This window comes from Photobacterium proteolyticum (genome assembly GCF_001939735.1).
In the GTDB taxonomy this organism is placed as follows: Bacteria; Pseudomonadota; Gammaproteobacteria; order Enterobacterales; family Vibrionaceae; genus Photobacterium; species Photobacterium proteolyticum.
Genome location: NZ_MJIL01000077.1, coordinates 25,680 through 40,844 on the forward strand (window position 1 = coordinate 25,680; position 15,165 = coordinate 40,844).

General features: G+C 51.2%; 17 protein-coding genes. 10 read left to right on the forward strand and 7 right to left on the reverse strand.

Translation table 11 applies throughout. The features are described from left to right. Positions 1-18: 18 nt before the first annotated feature. Positions 19-900 (reverse strand): 4-hydroxy-tetrahydrodipicolinate synthase, encoded by an 882-nt coding sequence (gene dapA, locus BIT28_RS14670; RefSeq protein WP_075764979.1) that lies wholly within the window; start codon positions 898-900, stop codon positions 19-21. A 305-nt stretch (positions 901-1,205) separates the two neighbouring features. Here dapA and BIT28_RS14675 point away from each other — a divergent pair, with 305 nt between their 5' ends. Continuing rightward, positions 1,206-1,745, forward strand: coding sequence for an ACT domain-containing protein (locus BIT28_RS14675; RefSeq protein ID WP_075764981.1), 540 nt, complete (start codon positions 1,206-1,208; stop codon positions 1,743-1,745). 11 nt (positions 1,746-1,756) lie between these two features. Continuing rightward, entirely contained in the window at positions 1,757-2,227 is a 471-nt protein-coding gene (gene bcp / locus BIT28_RS14680) for a thioredoxin-dependent thiol peroxidase (protein WP_075764983.1), read from the forward strand. Between the two features lie 90 nt (positions 2,228-2,317). On the opposite strand, the gene BIT28_RS14685 is transcribed toward bcp, so the two are convergent. Together BIT28_RS14685 and BIT28_RS14690 are read right to left on the reverse strand one after the other, a co-directional pair. Then, positions 2,318-3,106, reverse strand: a complete 789-nt coding sequence (locus BIT28_RS14685; protein WP_075764985.1) for a DUF4198 domain-containing protein — start codon at positions 3,104-3,106, stop codon at positions 2,318-2,320. Between the two features lie 49 nt (positions 3,107-3,155). Continuing rightward, positions 3,156-3,470 carry a hypothetical protein gene (locus BIT28_RS14690; RefSeq protein WP_075764987.1) on the reverse strand — a complete coding sequence of 105 codons (315 nt, stop codon included), beginning with the start codon at positions 3,468-3,470 and terminating at the stop codon, positions 3,156-3,158. Between the two features lie 255 nt (positions 3,471-3,725). On the opposite strand from BIT28_RS14690, the gene BIT28_RS14695 reads away from it, so the two are divergent. The 3 genes from BIT28_RS14695 to BIT28_RS14705 are packed head-to-tail and all read left to right on the forward strand — an operon-like array spanning position 3,726 to position 6,815. Beyond that, complete coding sequence (locus BIT28_RS14695) at positions 3,726-3,968, forward strand: FeoA family protein (protein WP_075764989.1); 243 nt, start codon at positions 3,726-3,728, stop codon at positions 3,966-3,968. Positions 3,969-3,990: 22 nt separating this feature from the next. Further along, a complete protein-coding gene (gene feoB, locus BIT28_RS14700; RefSeq protein WP_075764991.1) occupies positions 3,991-6,546 on the forward strand; it encodes a ferrous iron transport protein B in 2,556 nt (851 codons plus the stop codon). Beyond that, on the forward strand, positions 6,546-6,815 hold the full coding sequence (locus BIT28_RS14705; RefSeq protein ID WP_075764993.1) for a FeoB-associated Cys-rich membrane protein: 270 nt from the start codon (positions 6,546-6,548) through the stop codon (positions 6,813-6,815). Before feoB ends, BIT28_RS14705 begins: the two co-directional genes overlap by 1 nt. 145 nt (positions 6,816-6,960) lie before the next feature. Here the strand turns inward: BIT28_RS14705 and BIT28_RS14710 are convergent, their stop codons facing one another. After that, positions 6,961-8,034, reverse strand: a complete 1,074-nt coding sequence (locus tag BIT28_RS14710) for an AI-2E family transporter (protein ID WP_075764995.1) — start codon at positions 8,032-8,034, stop codon at positions 6,961-6,963. Positions 8,035-8,041: 7 nt separating this feature from the next. Beyond that, complete coding sequence (locus BIT28_RS14715; protein ID WP_342743774.1) at positions 8,042-8,296, reverse strand: sulfurtransferase TusA family protein; 255 nt, start codon at positions 8,294-8,296, stop codon at positions 8,042-8,044. Between the two features lie 173 nt (positions 8,297-8,469). On the opposite strand from BIT28_RS14715, the gene bepA reads away from it, so the two are divergent. The 4 genes from bepA (at position 8,470) to BIT28_RS14735 (ending at position 11,438) form a co-directional block, all read left to right on the forward strand. Beyond that, positions 8,470-9,924 carry a beta-barrel assembly-enhancing protease gene (gene bepA / locus BIT28_RS14720; protein WP_075764999.1) on the forward strand — a complete coding sequence of 485 codons (1,455 nt, stop codon included), beginning with the start codon at positions 8,470-8,472 and terminating at the stop codon, positions 9,922-9,924. A gap of 134 nt (positions 9,925-10,058) precedes the next feature. Next, complete coding sequence (arsC, locus tag BIT28_RS14725) at positions 10,059-10,409, forward strand: arsenate reductase (glutaredoxin) (RefSeq protein ID WP_075765045.1); 351 nt, start codon at positions 10,059-10,061, stop codon at positions 10,407-10,409. Then, on the forward strand, positions 10,409-10,990 hold the full coding sequence (wrbA, locus tag BIT28_RS14730; protein WP_075765000.1) for an NAD(P)H:quinone oxidoreductase: 582 nt from the start codon (positions 10,409-10,411) through the stop codon (positions 10,988-10,990). Before arsC ends, wrbA begins: the two co-directional genes overlap by 1 nt. 19 nt (positions 10,991-11,009) lie before the next feature. Continuing rightward, positions 11,010-11,438 carry a DUF2069 domain-containing protein gene (locus BIT28_RS14735; RefSeq protein WP_075765002.1) on the forward strand — a complete coding sequence of 143 codons (429 nt, stop codon included), beginning with the start codon at positions 11,010-11,012 and terminating at the stop codon, positions 11,436-11,438. A gap of 94 nt (positions 11,439-11,532) precedes the next feature. On the opposite strand, the gene BIT28_RS14740 is transcribed toward BIT28_RS14735, so the two are convergent. Beyond that, positions 11,533-12,684, reverse strand: coding sequence for a DUF2066 domain-containing protein (locus BIT28_RS14740; protein ID WP_075765004.1), 1,152 nt, complete (start codon positions 12,682-12,684; stop codon positions 11,533-11,535). Positions 12,685-13,037: 353 nt separating this feature from the next. Here BIT28_RS14740 and BIT28_RS14745 point away from each other — a divergent pair, with 353 nt between their 5' ends. Next, positions 13,038-14,288, forward strand: coding sequence for a uracil-xanthine permease family protein (locus tag BIT28_RS14745; RefSeq protein WP_075765006.1), 1,251 nt, complete (start codon positions 13,038-13,040; stop codon positions 14,286-14,288). Positions 14,289-14,431: 143 nt separating this feature from the next. Here the strand turns inward: BIT28_RS14745 and upp are convergent, their stop codons facing one another. Beyond that, complete coding sequence (upp, locus tag BIT28_RS14750) at positions 14,432-15,058, reverse strand: uracil phosphoribosyltransferase (protein ID WP_075765008.1); 627 nt, start codon at positions 15,056-15,058, stop codon at positions 14,432-14,434. Positions 15,059-15,165: the final 107 nt, after the last annotated feature.

Below are 15,165 nucleotides of genomic sequence, written 5' to 3' on the forward strand. Positions count from 1 at the left end.
CTCCTACGCTCTAGCAAATTACGGCAGCACTTTGGCGTCCTTAAGCGCCGCAGTGACAGCAGGTTGTGCTGATTCGCTCAACTCAGTCAGTGGCAAACGCAACTGCCCGTGATTAATCAAACCAAGTTGGTGAGCTGCCCATTTAACCGGAATTGGGTTAGATTCGACAAACAATGTCTTGTGCAGTGGCATCAAGCGCTCGTTAATCTCTCGTGCGGCATCAATCTGGCCAGAAAGCGCCAACTTAAACATGGTTGCCATATCTTCCGCAGCCACATTCGCCGTGACCGAAATCACTCCGTGACCGCCCGCGGCAACAAAATCCAACCCGGTGGCATCATCGCCGCTTAGTTGGATGAAGTCTTCGCCACAAAGTTCCCGAGTTTTTTGTACTCGCGCTAAATCGCCGGTTGCATCTTTGATCCCGACAATATTATCGATCCTGGCGAGACGGGCGACCGTTTCAGGTAGCATGTCAACGGCAGTTCGTCCTGGCACATTATACAGGATCTGAGGCAATTCAGTGGCTTCTGCAATCGCTTTATAATGCTGGTACAAGCCTTCCTGGGTCGGCTTGTTGTAATAAGGCGTCACGCTCAGACAAGCTGCGACACCTGTACCCGAAAAGAGTTTACTGAAGGTGATGGCTTCGTGGGTTGCATTTGCACCGGTGCCGGCAATGACCGGAATGCGGCCATTCGCAAATTCTAATGTTTTCAAAACCACTTTTACATGCTCATCAACCGTCAATGTGGCTGACTCGCCCGTGGTCCCGACTGCCACGATTGCATCTGTCCCTGCTGCAATGTGGTATTCCACCAGTGAAGCCAGACCTGCGTAATCAACTTCGCCGGCTTCATCCAATGGTGTAACTAGCGCTACCATGCTTCCTGAAAACATGTCCATCTCCCCTTAAAAATGAATACCAAGCAGCATAACTATCTACACTGATAGCGATGCTGCCTGGTGTATCCATGGTACTTTTCAGTTACAGTAAACTCAAGACAGGAGTATGTAAATCAGTGAAGTAAAACCAATCAGAGAGTTAATATAAAAGTGCGCTGCTTTCCACTTTTTACAGAATATCACTCTGGGGAATACGGCTTTCGCCAATTTGCGACCGATCCCTCCCTGCCCTCAAATAGCTTGATTTACAATGACTGTGCTACCATGCATATGATAATCAAAACACGATGTGTATAAATATGGAACATTACCTAGTAATCACGGCTATTGGTACGGACCGCCCGGGCATCTCAGATGAAGTCACCCGACTGATCACCCACTGCGGCTGCAATATCGTCGATAGCCGACTTGCCATCTTCGGCAGTGAGTTTACCCTTATCATGCTCGTTGCCGGCAATGGCAACGCAATTTCCCGTGTCGAGTCGACCCTGCCTCTCAAAGCGCACGAACATGACCTGCTGACGGTGATGAAACGTACCACCAAGCACGAGTGCCGCTTTTTCCCCTACACGGCTGACTTCCATATCGAAGCCGACGACTCACCGGGAATCATCGAACAGTTCACCCATTTTTTTGCCTCCCGGGAGATCGATATTGCCTCGTTAAGTGCCCACACCCATGAAGCCAGCGAGGGAGACAGCCCGAACCGTTTTCAGTTACAGATCAGCACCAACTTGCCTGAAGGCTGTAACTTAATGTCTTTACAAGAAGAATATGAAGCGCTTTGCCAGGACTTGCTCGTCTCAGGCAACGTGACATTCATCGGCCACAATCAATAAGGAAAATACATATGAAGACTTTGACCGCCGGTACGCCTGCGCCAGCCTTCACACTGCTCAACCAAGATAACCAGCCTGTCAGCCTGGCAGACTTCAAAGGCAAAAAAGTACTTGCTTACTTTTATCCCAAGGCCATGACCCCGGGCTGTACAGTTCAGGCCTGCGGCTTGCGCGACAGCAAGGCGGAGCTGGACGCACTGAACGTTGTGGTACTGGGGATCAGTATTGACCCTGTCAAACGACTGCCGAAGTTTATCGAGCGCGATAACCTGAACTTCACCCTGCTATCTGACGAAGACCACGCTGTGGCAGATCAGTTTGGTGTCTGGGGCGAGAAGAAATTCATGGGGAAGGTTTATGACGGTCTGCACCGCATCAGTTTTCTGATCAACGAAGATGGTGTCATTGAACATGTATTCAACAAGTTCAAGACCAAAGATCACCACGAAGTAGTGCTTAACTACTTTAGCGACAACGCGTAACCTGTTGATAGAAAAATTATTAGACAAGCTCCCTCAGGGTAACCCTAGGGAGCTTGAATCTAGAAGACGATTAAGTCCGCAAGAATGAGCTTACAGCTCCTGAGCATTCACCCAGATAACCGCATCCTGAGAAAGTTCCTTGCCGTTATGCTCTGTTGCAGGACCTGAACCCAGACATGCAAAGCCCCATACACCGGCTTTTGGAATACCGAAAGTAAACTCACCATCTTGGTCTGTGATCGCAACGATCGCGGTTTCCGGCGCTTCACGGTAGTTCTCTTTACCGAATGCATTGCCCTTCATGTCGATATCTGTGTTGATGAACTCAATCTCACACTCGACACCCGGTGCTGGTTTGCCTTCGCTCAGCAGCTGACCGGTAAAGGTACCGCCAGCGAAAACCTGGTAAGGCTTGTTCAGCGGAACAATCTCGGTAGCCAGCTCCAGTGGCTGCTCCCAACCTGTTGGCAGGCCGCCTTTGTTCACATATGACTTAGTGATTTGCTGAATGTAGATGTCTTCACCTTTCTCATAGTAAGGTGTCGGAACAACCGCAAAGACGTAATCACCGTTACGCTTCACTTTAAAGTCAGCCTGGTAAGCTTGTGCCTTATTATCAGGGCCTGTCCAGCTGATAGACTTCAGCTTGTCCATCAAATCAATACGCTTGTCTTTAAACTGAACGAAAAACTGCTCCGGTTTGTCCATGTCCATGACATGGCCGTTTTCCATTGGATGACCAAATACAAGTTTCATATCCAGATTCGTCGGCTTTTCAACAATCACATCCGGCGTGTACACCAACTGGAAGTGAGCGTTTGCCGCACCAGAAACAGCCAAAGCGGCAACACCAAGTGAAGTAAGAAGTGTCTTTTTCATTATTTTTTGTTCCTATTGATACTTAGAGGCCAAGCCTCATGACTGCGTATTATTCGGTAATATCTTCGCTTGAAATTTCAACCAGGTGGCCCGGTCCAGCATTAAACTGTACCTTGTAGTCGCCTGCAGGCTTGTTGAACTCAAACTCGCTGTCCTCGTTCATCGCGCCGTCTAGCAGCTTGTTACCATCGGCATCGACGACAGCAAGCTCAACACCAGCTGCGGAAGACCCGTCAGAAAAGCCCCCTTCACATAGCACTGTGCCATCACCATTGTCGTAGCAAGAACACAATGGAGTATGCGCCATACTGGCCAGCGGCATCATGGATAACATGAGCGCGAACGATAGTTGTTTTCTATTCATGTAATGACCTGATCTTTATTGTTACCGATGCCTATTGCGACTTATTGATGCAGCGCAAATGAGCAGCGAACTGAATACGCCAAGAAAGATAACAGCAAGCGAAATAAGAATCTCTCGTATTGACACTTTTATTGAGCCAAATCAAAAACAGTGATAACTATTCTCATTTGGCTTGAAAGTTATTGATTTATATAAATAATATTTACGAACAATTTTAAAAAATTATTCCTTTTTAACAATTTGCGAGCAGTACTTATGACATTGAACGATACCCTACCGAATCAAACCGTTGTTGTTCTCCGTCATCACGCAACGGGAGTGATAAGACAACGTCTGATGGATTTAGGCATCATGCCGCAGGCCCGCGTCACCATGGTCAGAAGTGCGCCATTGGGCGATCCTATCGAGATCAAAATTGATAACACCCATGTCTCTCTGCGCCGTGCAGAAGCCGCAGGTATTGAGGTTACCTCGATCACACAGTCAGAAGCCCTTTAATGCCGGCACAAGGAACCCAATAATGACAAACAGAACTCCGCTGGTTGCCCTGTCAGGCCAACAGAATGCAGGCAAATCAACCCTGTTCAACCTCCTTACCGGTGCCAGACAGCACATAGCGAACTACCCCGGTGTCACCGTCGACAAAAAGTACGGCTACTTTAGCCATAACAACCTGTCCTATCAGGCAGTTGACCTGCCCGGTACCTACAGCTTGTCGTCATTCTCTCTTGAGGAGCGGGTAGCCCGAGATTTTCTCTGTGACGAAAACCCGGATCTGGTGATCAACGTGGTCGATGCGGCCAACCTTAAACGATCACTGCACCTCACAGTTCAACTACTTGAAATGGAATGCCCGACCATACTCGCCCTGAACATGATGGATGTTGCCGACCGGGAAGGTATCACAATAGATACGGATACCCTGAGCCAGCGACTTGCCGTTCCGGTCGTAACGACGATCGGACGCAAAGGGGAAGGCCGCTCGGCGCTGTGCGAGCTGATCCAGGCCCGCACATCATCCGGGACGCATTCAGGCTCTGTAGAGAATGCAGACAACACCAGACACGAAAGCCAGCCCTACTACCCGGCATTAACCGCCGCGATGGCCGAGCTGGATAGCGCCCTTGCTCCGCTGACCGCTCAAATCGTCCAGTTGCCGTACCGTTGGTTAAAGCTAAAACTGCTGGAAAATGATGCCCAGCTTATCGGCAGGCTCGCCGCCCGGGTACCTGACGAACAGCTGCTCTCGCTGCAAAACCTCCTTGCCGAGCTGCGTACCCGGTTCGAACAGCAGCACAACACCAGTATCAATGACTATATCGCCGCCCAGCGGGAAGCATTTGTCCAGTCGCTGATGATGGCGACGGTTACCGTCACCCCCAATCAGGGACCGACTCTGTCCCAGAAGATTGACAAGCTGGTACTCAACCGCTTCCTGGCACCCGTATTTCTGATCATGACGGTATTTCTGATCTACCAGCTGGCGATCGTGCAGGGTTACGAGCTGACCAATTATACCTGGCCGTATCTTGCCGCCATGAGGGAGTGGGTAGCTGCCCTGTTGCCTGAAGCCGGGTTCCTGTTTGATCCCTATACCCGCTCACTGGGCTTGTGGATCGTCGACTCGGCCAATACGCTGCTGAACTATGTGCCTATCTTTATCATTCTGTTCGCCCTGATCGCGATCCTGGAAGATTCCGGATATATGGCGCGTATTGCCTTTGTCGTCGACAAGATCCTCCACCGGTTCGGTCTCCATGGTCAAAGTACGCTACCGCTGATCCTAAGTGGTGTTTTCGCCGGTGGCTGTGCCGTACCGGGCATCATGGCGACCAAGGGCATTCCGGATCACCGAGCAAGAATGGCGACGATCCTGACAGTGCCATTTATGAACTGTCTGGCCAAAGTCCCATTATATGCCCTCCTGGTCGGGATATTTTTCGAGCAGGACAAGGCGTTGATGATGTTCTACATCTCGACCATGACCATCATTGCAGCGCTGCTGGTTGCCAAACTGCTTTCTGTGACGGTGCTGCGCGGCGAAGAGAGTGCGCCGTTTGTTATCGAGCTTCCTCGCTATAACTTGCCAACCGTCCGGTCCGTCCTGACCCGCTCGGTCGAGCGTACCTGGATCTATATCAAGAAGGTCGGCACCATTGTTGTTGCGGTCTCAGTCGTGATCTTCACCCTGCTACAATACCCAGGCTTGCCGGAAGACCGGAGCGCCTTCTATCAGCAACGCTCCGAGCAAGCCATCAGCCGCTTTAACAAAGCCATGAACAATAACCCTTACCTTGAACTGGCCCAGGGCGAGCAACTGGTTTCGCTGATGAATTACTACAATGACTTCAAGCGTGCCAAGCTCAATGCCAAAGGGGCGACAGCCTCAAGAGCAGTCAACGAGACATTCAAACAGCGCAGCCCGGAATTTTTCCCCTTTGTCAAAGCGCCGAAAGGCGACAAGCTGGCGAAGAAAGCCAACCGGGCACTACGCAAATTGGCCAAAGCACGCAAATCAATCCGCCGAGAAATCAAAGAAGAGCGCCTGAGCCATTCACTGCTGGGCTCAATCGGCCGCTCTCTGGAGCCTGTCACCCGCTTCGCTGGATTCGACTGGAAGATTAATGTTGCCCTACTGTCCTCTTTTGCTGCCCGCGAGAGCAGCGTGGCCACGCTAGGAGTGCTGTTCCAGCAGGAGGATGATCAAAACACCACGCTAGAAGAGCGCATGGGCGATCAGGGCAATAACCTGACATCGCTGACTGCCGTTTCGATGATCCTGTTCTTTGCCCTGTACCCGCCATGTCTTGCCACTATGATTATGGTTCGCGTTCAGACCGGACAATACCGCTGGATGTTGCTGGCTCTGTTGTTCCCGACGGCATTGGGGCTCGGCGTATCCAGTACCACCTATAGCCTGGGTATGGCGCTGGGCATTTCCGGTATCACCATGATGAGTGGCGTCTACTTTAGCGGCCTTGCTCTGCTGCTACTGGTCGGGCTATATCCAGTCTTTCGGCGCAAGCAAAAATCAGCCATTCCCACTACGCCACAAGATAGCCATGGAGTGATCTAATGACGACAAACACAACGTCCACTGCACCGGTATTGCCAGATCTCGCCGCCTCTTCCGGGTGGGGCGATCTTGCTATCGTCGGTCTTGTTATCATCGCCGCACTGTTTTATCTCTATATCAGGCTATGGAAAAACAAGGGGCGTTGTGACGGCTGCAACCGCTGCGGCAAACCAGCCCGGCAGCCTCAATGCCGCCAGATAGGCACTATCGCAACGATTCGCCCAATGAACGAGGACAACGATAAGCCCACCAGCTCTTCCGCGCCGTAAAAACCGTTAGCCCCCTGCCGCTCGGCAAAGCAACAGGCTGTTACGGCTCCAGGGTTATCTACTTACTTGGCTCTCTAAGCAAAAAAGCCAGTCGACTTTATCGACTGGCTTTTTTAAACACGCAATTTGTAGACAGAGAACTGGGCTACTCTGTGATTTCCTCATCCTCGAGGCTAGTCGACGGCAAGGCGTTCCATACAGCCTTGACGAGAGTGGCCAAAGGAATCGCAAAGAAAACGCCCCAGAACCCCCACAGGCCGCCAAATACCAGCACGGCAACAATGATGGCAACCGGATGCAAGTTGACTGCTTCTGAGAACAGGATGGGTACCAGAACGTTGCCATCGAGCGCCTGGATAATGCCGTACGCCACTAGCAACCACCAGAAATCCGGGCTAATCCCCCACTGGAACAGACCAACCATGGCAACAGGTAATGTCACGGCTGCTGCCCCGATATACGGGATCAGTACCGAGAAGCCCACCAGTACGCCCAACAACACGGCATAACGCAAATCCATGATCGCAAAAGTGATATAGCTGACAATACCGACAATGAATATTTCCGTCACCTTGCCGCGAATATAATTCGAGATTTGCTGGTTCATCTCGACGCCCACCTTGCTGGCCAGACGGCGGTTCTTCGGCAACAGGCCACTCAGGGTTTCCAGCATTTCTTCTTTATCTTTCAGCAAGAAGAAAACCAGCAGGGGTACCAGGATCAGATACACAGCCAGAGTAGCAAGACTCACCAGAGAGGACAGAGAGCCCTTGACCACGCTTTCGCCCATGCCCAGCACATTCTCGCGCAATGTGTTCATAAAGGTACCGACCTGATGCGGCTGGACAAAATCAGGATAACGCTCGGGCAGGCTGGAGACGTACTGTTGCAGGCCATTGAACATGTTCGGTACGTCGGCAATCAAATTACCGACCTGATGCCAGATCGTCGGCACCAGACCGAAGACAGCCATCACCATCAACCCGACAAAGAGCAGCAATACCACCATCACGGCGATTGAGCGCGGCAGCCCTAACCGGGTCAGCCGCATAACGGGCCACTCCAGCAAATATGCCAGGACGATAGCCACCAGCAAAGGGGCGATCAGGTTACCAAAAAAGTATATGGTCAAAAAGCCAGCTAACAGAATGGCAACGAGGCTCACGGCGTGGGGGTCTGAAAATCTCCGCTTATACCAGCGGTTTAGCATGTCCAGCATAAAATCTTTACTGCCTTTTGGTGACGATAATTACAAGCTCTTGCTGACAAGCAGCCTGCTGTTCAATGTCAAACCCGTGGTTTAACAGGTAACGGGGAATATCTTGTCTGGCGCCCTGATCAGAAATATGAATTTTCAGGCGCTGGCCGCAACAGAGCTCCTTGGTTGCTCGCTTAGCTAATAAAAGTGCCATAGGGCAACGTTCTGAAGTCAAATTGAGCGATGGGGTTTCCATTCCGGTATGCTGACAGTTATTATCCATCGGAGTATTGTAAATGACATCGGAGCGACAAAAAAGAAACCAGTTGCAGCTTTCGTTGTCATATTCTTTGTAAGTTATACCTGTTCAGGAATGATTTAGCTATTTTGATAGTTACAAGTTATCGGCCAAACAGGAAAGGAACCTATTTTCACAAAGGCGGTTGTATTATTAACATGTTTCGATTTGCCAAAGCTCCAACCTATCTCTTAGTCAGCGCCCTGCTAAGCTCGAGCTTTACCGCTCAGGCCGATAACTTTAATGCGCTGCCGGAAATTGGAACCACGGCAGCCTCTACGCTGACCATCGAGAAAGAAATGGAATACGGTGACGCTTATATGCGGATGCTGCGTGCCAGCATGCCGGTGATCAGCGACCCGTTGCTATCGGAATACATCCAGGATCTCGGCCATCGCCTGGTCGCCAATGCCAATGACGTGCGCACACCGTTTAACTTTTTCATGATCCAGAATCGTGAAATCAACGCCTTTGCTTTCTTTGGCGGCCATGTCGCTATCCATAGCGGTCTGTTCTTACATGCTCAATCTGAAAGTGAACTTGCCTCGGTCGTTGCCCACGAAATCGCCCATATTACCCAACGCCACCTTGCACGAAGCATGGAAGATCAGGCCAAGAAGTCGCCGGCCACCATGGCCGCGCTCATAGGCTCCCTGATGCTGGCCATCGCCTCGCCCGAAGCCGGGATCGCCGCCATACATGCCACGACGGCGGCATCAGCCCAGGGGCAGATCAACTATACCCGCAGCAACGAAAAAGAAGCCGACCGTATCGGTATCGCTACCCTGGCAAAATCCGGCTTCAACGTTCAGGCCATGCCTCGCTTCTTTGGCCGCCTGGCCGATCAATACCGCTATGCCAGTACGCCACCCGCGATGCTGCTGACTCACCCGTTGCCTGAATCTCGTATCTCAGATACCCGTAGCCGGGCCAACCAGTTCCCGGCCAAGCGAGTCAGTACCTCCGAACGCTACCAGCATGCGCGGGCACGAATTGTCGCCCGCTATGCGGGGATCGATAGCGAAGCCGCTCTGGACTGGTTCAACCGCCAGCTGAAAAAAGCCAATGCACAGCAGAAGAACGCCCTCAATTACGGCAAGGCGCTGGTATACATCGATTCCGGTAAATACCAGCAGGCCCATGAGCTGCTGGATCCTCTGATGGCAGCCGAACCGAACAACCGCTTCTATATCGATTCGGCGACCGATCTTGATCTTTATGAGAAAAAATACGACCAGGCCATTACACGCCTCGAAAGAGCGCTGAAAGATAACCCCAACAATAAGGTGCTTCGCCTCAATCTCGCGCATGCCCTTCAGAAGGCAGGACGCAGTACCGAGAGCATCTCGATTCTGACACGCTATACCTACGACAATACCAACGATACCAATGGCTGGCACTTGCTGGCGCAGGCCTATGCCGACAACGGTCGCCGTGATGCCGAGCTGGCGTCCCGTGCCGAGCTAATGGCACTGCGTGGTCAATGGGACAAGGCGATTCAGCATTACATTCAGGCCAGCCAGCTGGTCGAGGTTGACTCGCTGGATCAGGCGCGTTACGACGCACGGATCGATCAGCTGCGCCTTGCCCGCGCTCGCGTCGCAAATCTCTGATCCTGTTAGTCTCTTTACTTTTCTTCCGGGTTGCAGTTCCTCTACAATAGGACTGCAACATAAATTCTCCATTCTGCTAACCTGACAGCTCACTCAGGCGACAGCAAATGGCAAAATATCAATTGGGAGAAACCATGTCAGTTACTATCTATCACAACCCTCGCTGCTCGAAAAGCCGCCAGACTCTGGCACTGCTTGAAGAAAACGGGATCACCCCGGACGTGGTCAAATACCTTGAGCAGACTCCGAGTGTCGACCAGCTTAAAATCCTGCTAAGCCAGCTGGGCTATAGCTCGGCCCGCGACATGATGCGTACCAAGGAAGCCATCTACAAAGAGCTGGCCCTCGGCGAAGAGAGTGTTACCGAACAACAGCTGTTTGAAGCAATGGCCGAGAATCCGAAGCTTATCGAGCGTCCGATTGTCGTCAAAGGCGACAAGGCAGCAATGGGCCGCCCACCTGAGCAAGTGCTGGACATTCTGTAATGCATAAAATCCTGGTGCTCTACTACAGCCGCCATGGAGGCACCCAGCAGCTGGCACGGCATATTGGCCGCGGGATCGAGCAGGTTGACGGTTGCGAGGCCATCTTGAGAACGGTGACAGATCTTGATAGCCAGGGGGAACTTGTCGGCTCGCCGACAAAGGGCGATCCTGTTGTAACCCTGGATGATCTCAAGGCCTGCTCGGGACTGGCCATGGGCAGTCCGGTTCGGTTTGGCAATATGGCCGCGCCACTAAAACACTTTATCGACAGTACCAGCAGCCACTGGCTTTCCGGTACCTTGATAGGTAAACCGGGCTGTGTCTTTACCTCCTCCTCATCCATGCACGGAGGCCAGGAGACTACACTGCAGTCAATGATGCTGCCTCTGCTACATCACGGTATGCTGATTGTAGGCCTCCCGTACTCTGAACCAAAGTTGCATACGACCCGCTCGGGAGGGACGCCTTACGGTGCCTCGCACCTTAGCCATGGCCAGCAGAAGGTTCTGGACAACGACGAATCAACGCTTGCCCAGGCATTGGGAAAGCGCCTTGCCGAGGCGGCAATCAAGCTTGCATGACTAAGTGAAGGACAACCGTATGACAGCAATGAGCAAATCAACTCAGAATTTGCGCTATTCTGCCTTAATCGCCAACCTCTCTCTCATTTTGTGGGTGGGTGTATGGCAAAGCACTCTTTCCCCCCATCCGCATCTGAACAGCTTTGTTCTGGCCGGCATGTGGGTATTACCCATGCTGTTCCCGCTAAAGGGGATCCTTGAGGGTAGGCCCTACACCCATGCATGGGCAAATTTCATCCTGATGCTCTACTTCCTTCATGCCCTGACCATTCTTTGGATCGACGGCGGTGAGCGCCTGCTGGCACTTGTCGAGCTGGGGATCACCTCCTGGGCATTCGTTTCCAATATTCTTTTTGCCCGTCATAGAGGCAGAGAACTGGGTATCAAGCTGAAGAAGCTGTCGCAGGTTGAGAAGGAAGAAAGAGAGAACCACGGCGATAAAAAATAGCCTCTCCGGGAGCGAACCTTACACAAACAAAAATGCGGTGGAAGCCCACCGCATTTCATCAACTCGCGACATCAAGAGATACGCCTAACGCACCTTAAGGCTGCCAGTAATACTGATTAACCTGGCTAAGTGTTGGCATTATGGTTGCCGTTACATCGACAGCCTGTGGATCCTGAGGAACATCAGCTGTTGGCTCGGCGTTAAGTGGCACTTCTTCAGCAACCGTATAGCCGTTATCGGCAGGCTGCGAAGTCAAACGGCGATCCTGGCTTAGCTCGCGTTGAAATGCCATTTCAGAACTCAGCAGGTTCACACCAAATATCACAGTATCCCCTTTAAGCTTGCTGGCATTGACCGACGCCACCGAGGTCATATTGGTCAGCATACGCTCCAGGGCAAAGAAATCTTCTGTCGACTGAATGTTGGCAACCTGAATCGCATACTCGCCGTCGCTGGCACCGCCTAGCTGCACGGCATATTTGCCTGCCAGCTGATCGGCAACCTGATTCATCATCTCTGTCAGCGCGTCGGCTGATGTGCCTGCCGCCCGACCTTCAGCCGGTGCAACTTGCGATGACACCAAATACTCTGGCTTGTCGGCAAACAGCTGCCAGCCCAGCTGAACACTCTGATCAGCCTGCTGACGTACCCGAACAACCAGAACGGCATCAGGCTGGTAGCGGGCACTGGCATCGGCAATCGGCTGGACAAAGCCGCCCCAGATATCCGGGATGTTAATTGCCGTCACGTCTTCAAAATCTCCGATCGGCATCATCACCGGGACGCCTCGGTTATCCGCGGCTTTTTTCAGTTGCGGCTCAAAGCTGTTACCGGACTGATCCCAGATAATATCGCGGCTACGGTTCGCATCATTGACCATCCAAACGAGCACACTCGGACGCTGCTCGCTCCATAGCGTGGCATTGGCCTGAGTTAACAAGTTACGGATTTGGGATTGATCAAAGGTCAATTGCAGCGTTTGCTGGCCGTCCTGGCTACCGTAACCAAACTGACTGACATACGGACTGCTGTTCGACAGTGCCTTGCGAATAATCTCATTCTGAGTAATTGTGCTCTGGCCTGACACTTTAATCAGTACCTGCTCCAGCGCTTCCTCACGGGCTTTTTTTTCAGACTGTTTATCCGTGTCAGGCAACGCCACCTCTGCCTGATATAAATTGGTTACCGTTGCAGCTTTAAGCGGCAAGGCCAATAAAGCACACAGTAGTAGAGCAAAACGCAACATAGAAAACTCATTAATCACTTAGTTATTTCCCGATCATAAAATGAACGAGCCAGTATCGGCAACAGCAACTGCCACAAAATCCCAGACTATCTGATATTTATTGGATTGACTATCGCTTCCGCTTGCTCTGTGTAGTTCTAGCGACTTATTTAAGCGATACCTCAGTACCAAGGCGCTATATAAATACGCTTTTAGTCATCATCAAATGTAATCATTACAAAAAAACCAACCCAAGATCACAAAAACAGCAAGACTTTATTGCAAATGATAACTTCAACAAAAAGCAGATAGGAAAACGATTACACCCGTGCTAGCATTGCGCGATTTTTTTTCAGACAGGGTGGAAAAGTATAATGATGCAGGTACTACAAGGTGCACAGATGCTATTCGTTGCATTTGGTGCGTTGGTTCTGGTTCCGTTGCTTACGGGGTTAGATCCTAGTGTTGCGCTCTTCGGCGCAGGTATTGGTACCCTCCTCTTTCAAGTCATCACCAAACGTTCCGTTCCTATCTTCCTTGCTTCCTCTTTTGCCTTTATTGCTCCTATTATGTATGGCGTCCAGACCTGGGGCGTTCCTGGTACGATGGGCGGCCTGATGATGGCAGGGGTTATCTATGTCTGCATGGGTGCAGTCATCAAAGTCCGCGGAGTCGGTATTATTCATAAACTTCTTCCGCCTGTTGTTGTCGGACCTGTGATTATGGTCATCGGCCTAGGCCTGGCACCAGTGGCTGTCAACATGGCTTTGGGCAAAACCGGAGACGGTGCGGTTCAGCTAATTGATGGTAATGCGGCACTGTGGATTTCAAGTATCTCTCTGCTGGTAACCATCGCACTGAGCGTATTTGCCAAAGGGTTCTTGAAGCTGATCCCTATCATGGGAGGGATTGTCGCCGGTTACTGTGTAAGCCTTGGATTCGGTGTGGTCGACTTTAGCCCGGTTGCTCAGGCAAGCTGGCTGGCTCTGCCGAGCTTCACTTTCCCGGAGTTCAATATCAACGCCATTCTCTTTATGATCCCGGTCGCCATCGCCCCGGCGGTAGAGCACGTCGGTGATATGCTGGCTATCTCCAACGTAACCGGCAAGGACTACCTGAAAAAGCCCGGCCTGCACCGCACAATGGCTGGTGACGGGGTTGCGACCATTGCCGCTTCTATGTTTGGTGCGCCACCAAATACGACATACTCGGAAGTAACCGGTGCGGTAATGCTGACCAAGGCATTTAACCCTGTGATTATGACCTGGGCTGCAGTAACGGCTCTGGTACTCGCGTTCGTCGGTAAGCTGGGTGCAGCACTACAGACCATTCCGGTTCCTGTTATGGGTGGTATCATGATCCTGCTGTTTGGTTCCATTGCCACTGTCGGCCTGAACACGCTGATCAAAAACAATGTTGACCTGCACAAAGCCCGCAACCTGGTGATTGTCGCTGTCACGTTGGTCTTCGGTATTGGTGGTATGGCATTTGGCATCGGCGAGTTCAGCCTGCAGGGAGTCAGCTTGTGCGGCATCGTGGCTATCTTGCTAAACTTGGTCCTGCCGGACGACTTGGGTGAAAACCATGTGGTCGACAATGCTCAGATAGAAGACACAGCCAACTAACTTGCGCTGCTGATAATATCCAATCATTAAAAAGCGCCGATGGTTATCAACCATCGGCGCTTTTTTTACAGCTGTCGCTGACTGCCCGGCAGGTACAAAAAAGCCGGACATCAGTCCGGCTTTCAGCTATAGGGTATAAAAAATTATTTGGTGCCGAAGATTTTGTCACCCGCATCGCCCAGACCAGGAACGATGTAACCCTTGTCATTCAGCTTCTCATCGATTGCAGCTGTAAACAGCTCAACGTCTGGGTGAGCTTTTTCCAGCGCTTCAATACCTTCAGGAGCCGCAACCAAAACCAGTACTTTGAACTGCTTACAGCCCTGCTCTTTCAGCAGGTCCAGTGTCGCAATCATTGAGCCACCAGTAGCCAGCATAGGATCGACAACCAGCGCAATACGCTCGTCAATATTTGATGCCAGCTTGTTGAAATAAGGAACCGGTTCAAGGGTTTCTTCATCACGGTAGATACCGACTACGCTGATACGTGCGCTTGGTACATGCTCAAGAACACCGTCCATCATACCCAGGCCAGCACGCAGAATTGGCACAACAGTTACCTTTTTACCCTTAATTTGGTCAATTTCAACTGGACCATTCCAGCCTTCAATGGTAACTTTTTCTGTTTCGAAGTCTGAAGTCGCTTCATACGTCAGCAAGCTACCAACTTCCGTTGCTAGCTCACGAAAACGCTTAGTGCTGATGTCGCCTTCGCGCATAAGACCGATCTTATGTTTTACCAGTGGGTGTTTAACCTCAACGACTTTCATTTCTGACTCCTAAGCAAACAAAATTTAAAAAAATCGCATTATTATACACTAGACCATGAGCGCTCTGATAGGGGTTGATGTTTCGTTTGCTTAGGAAATAGCCACTG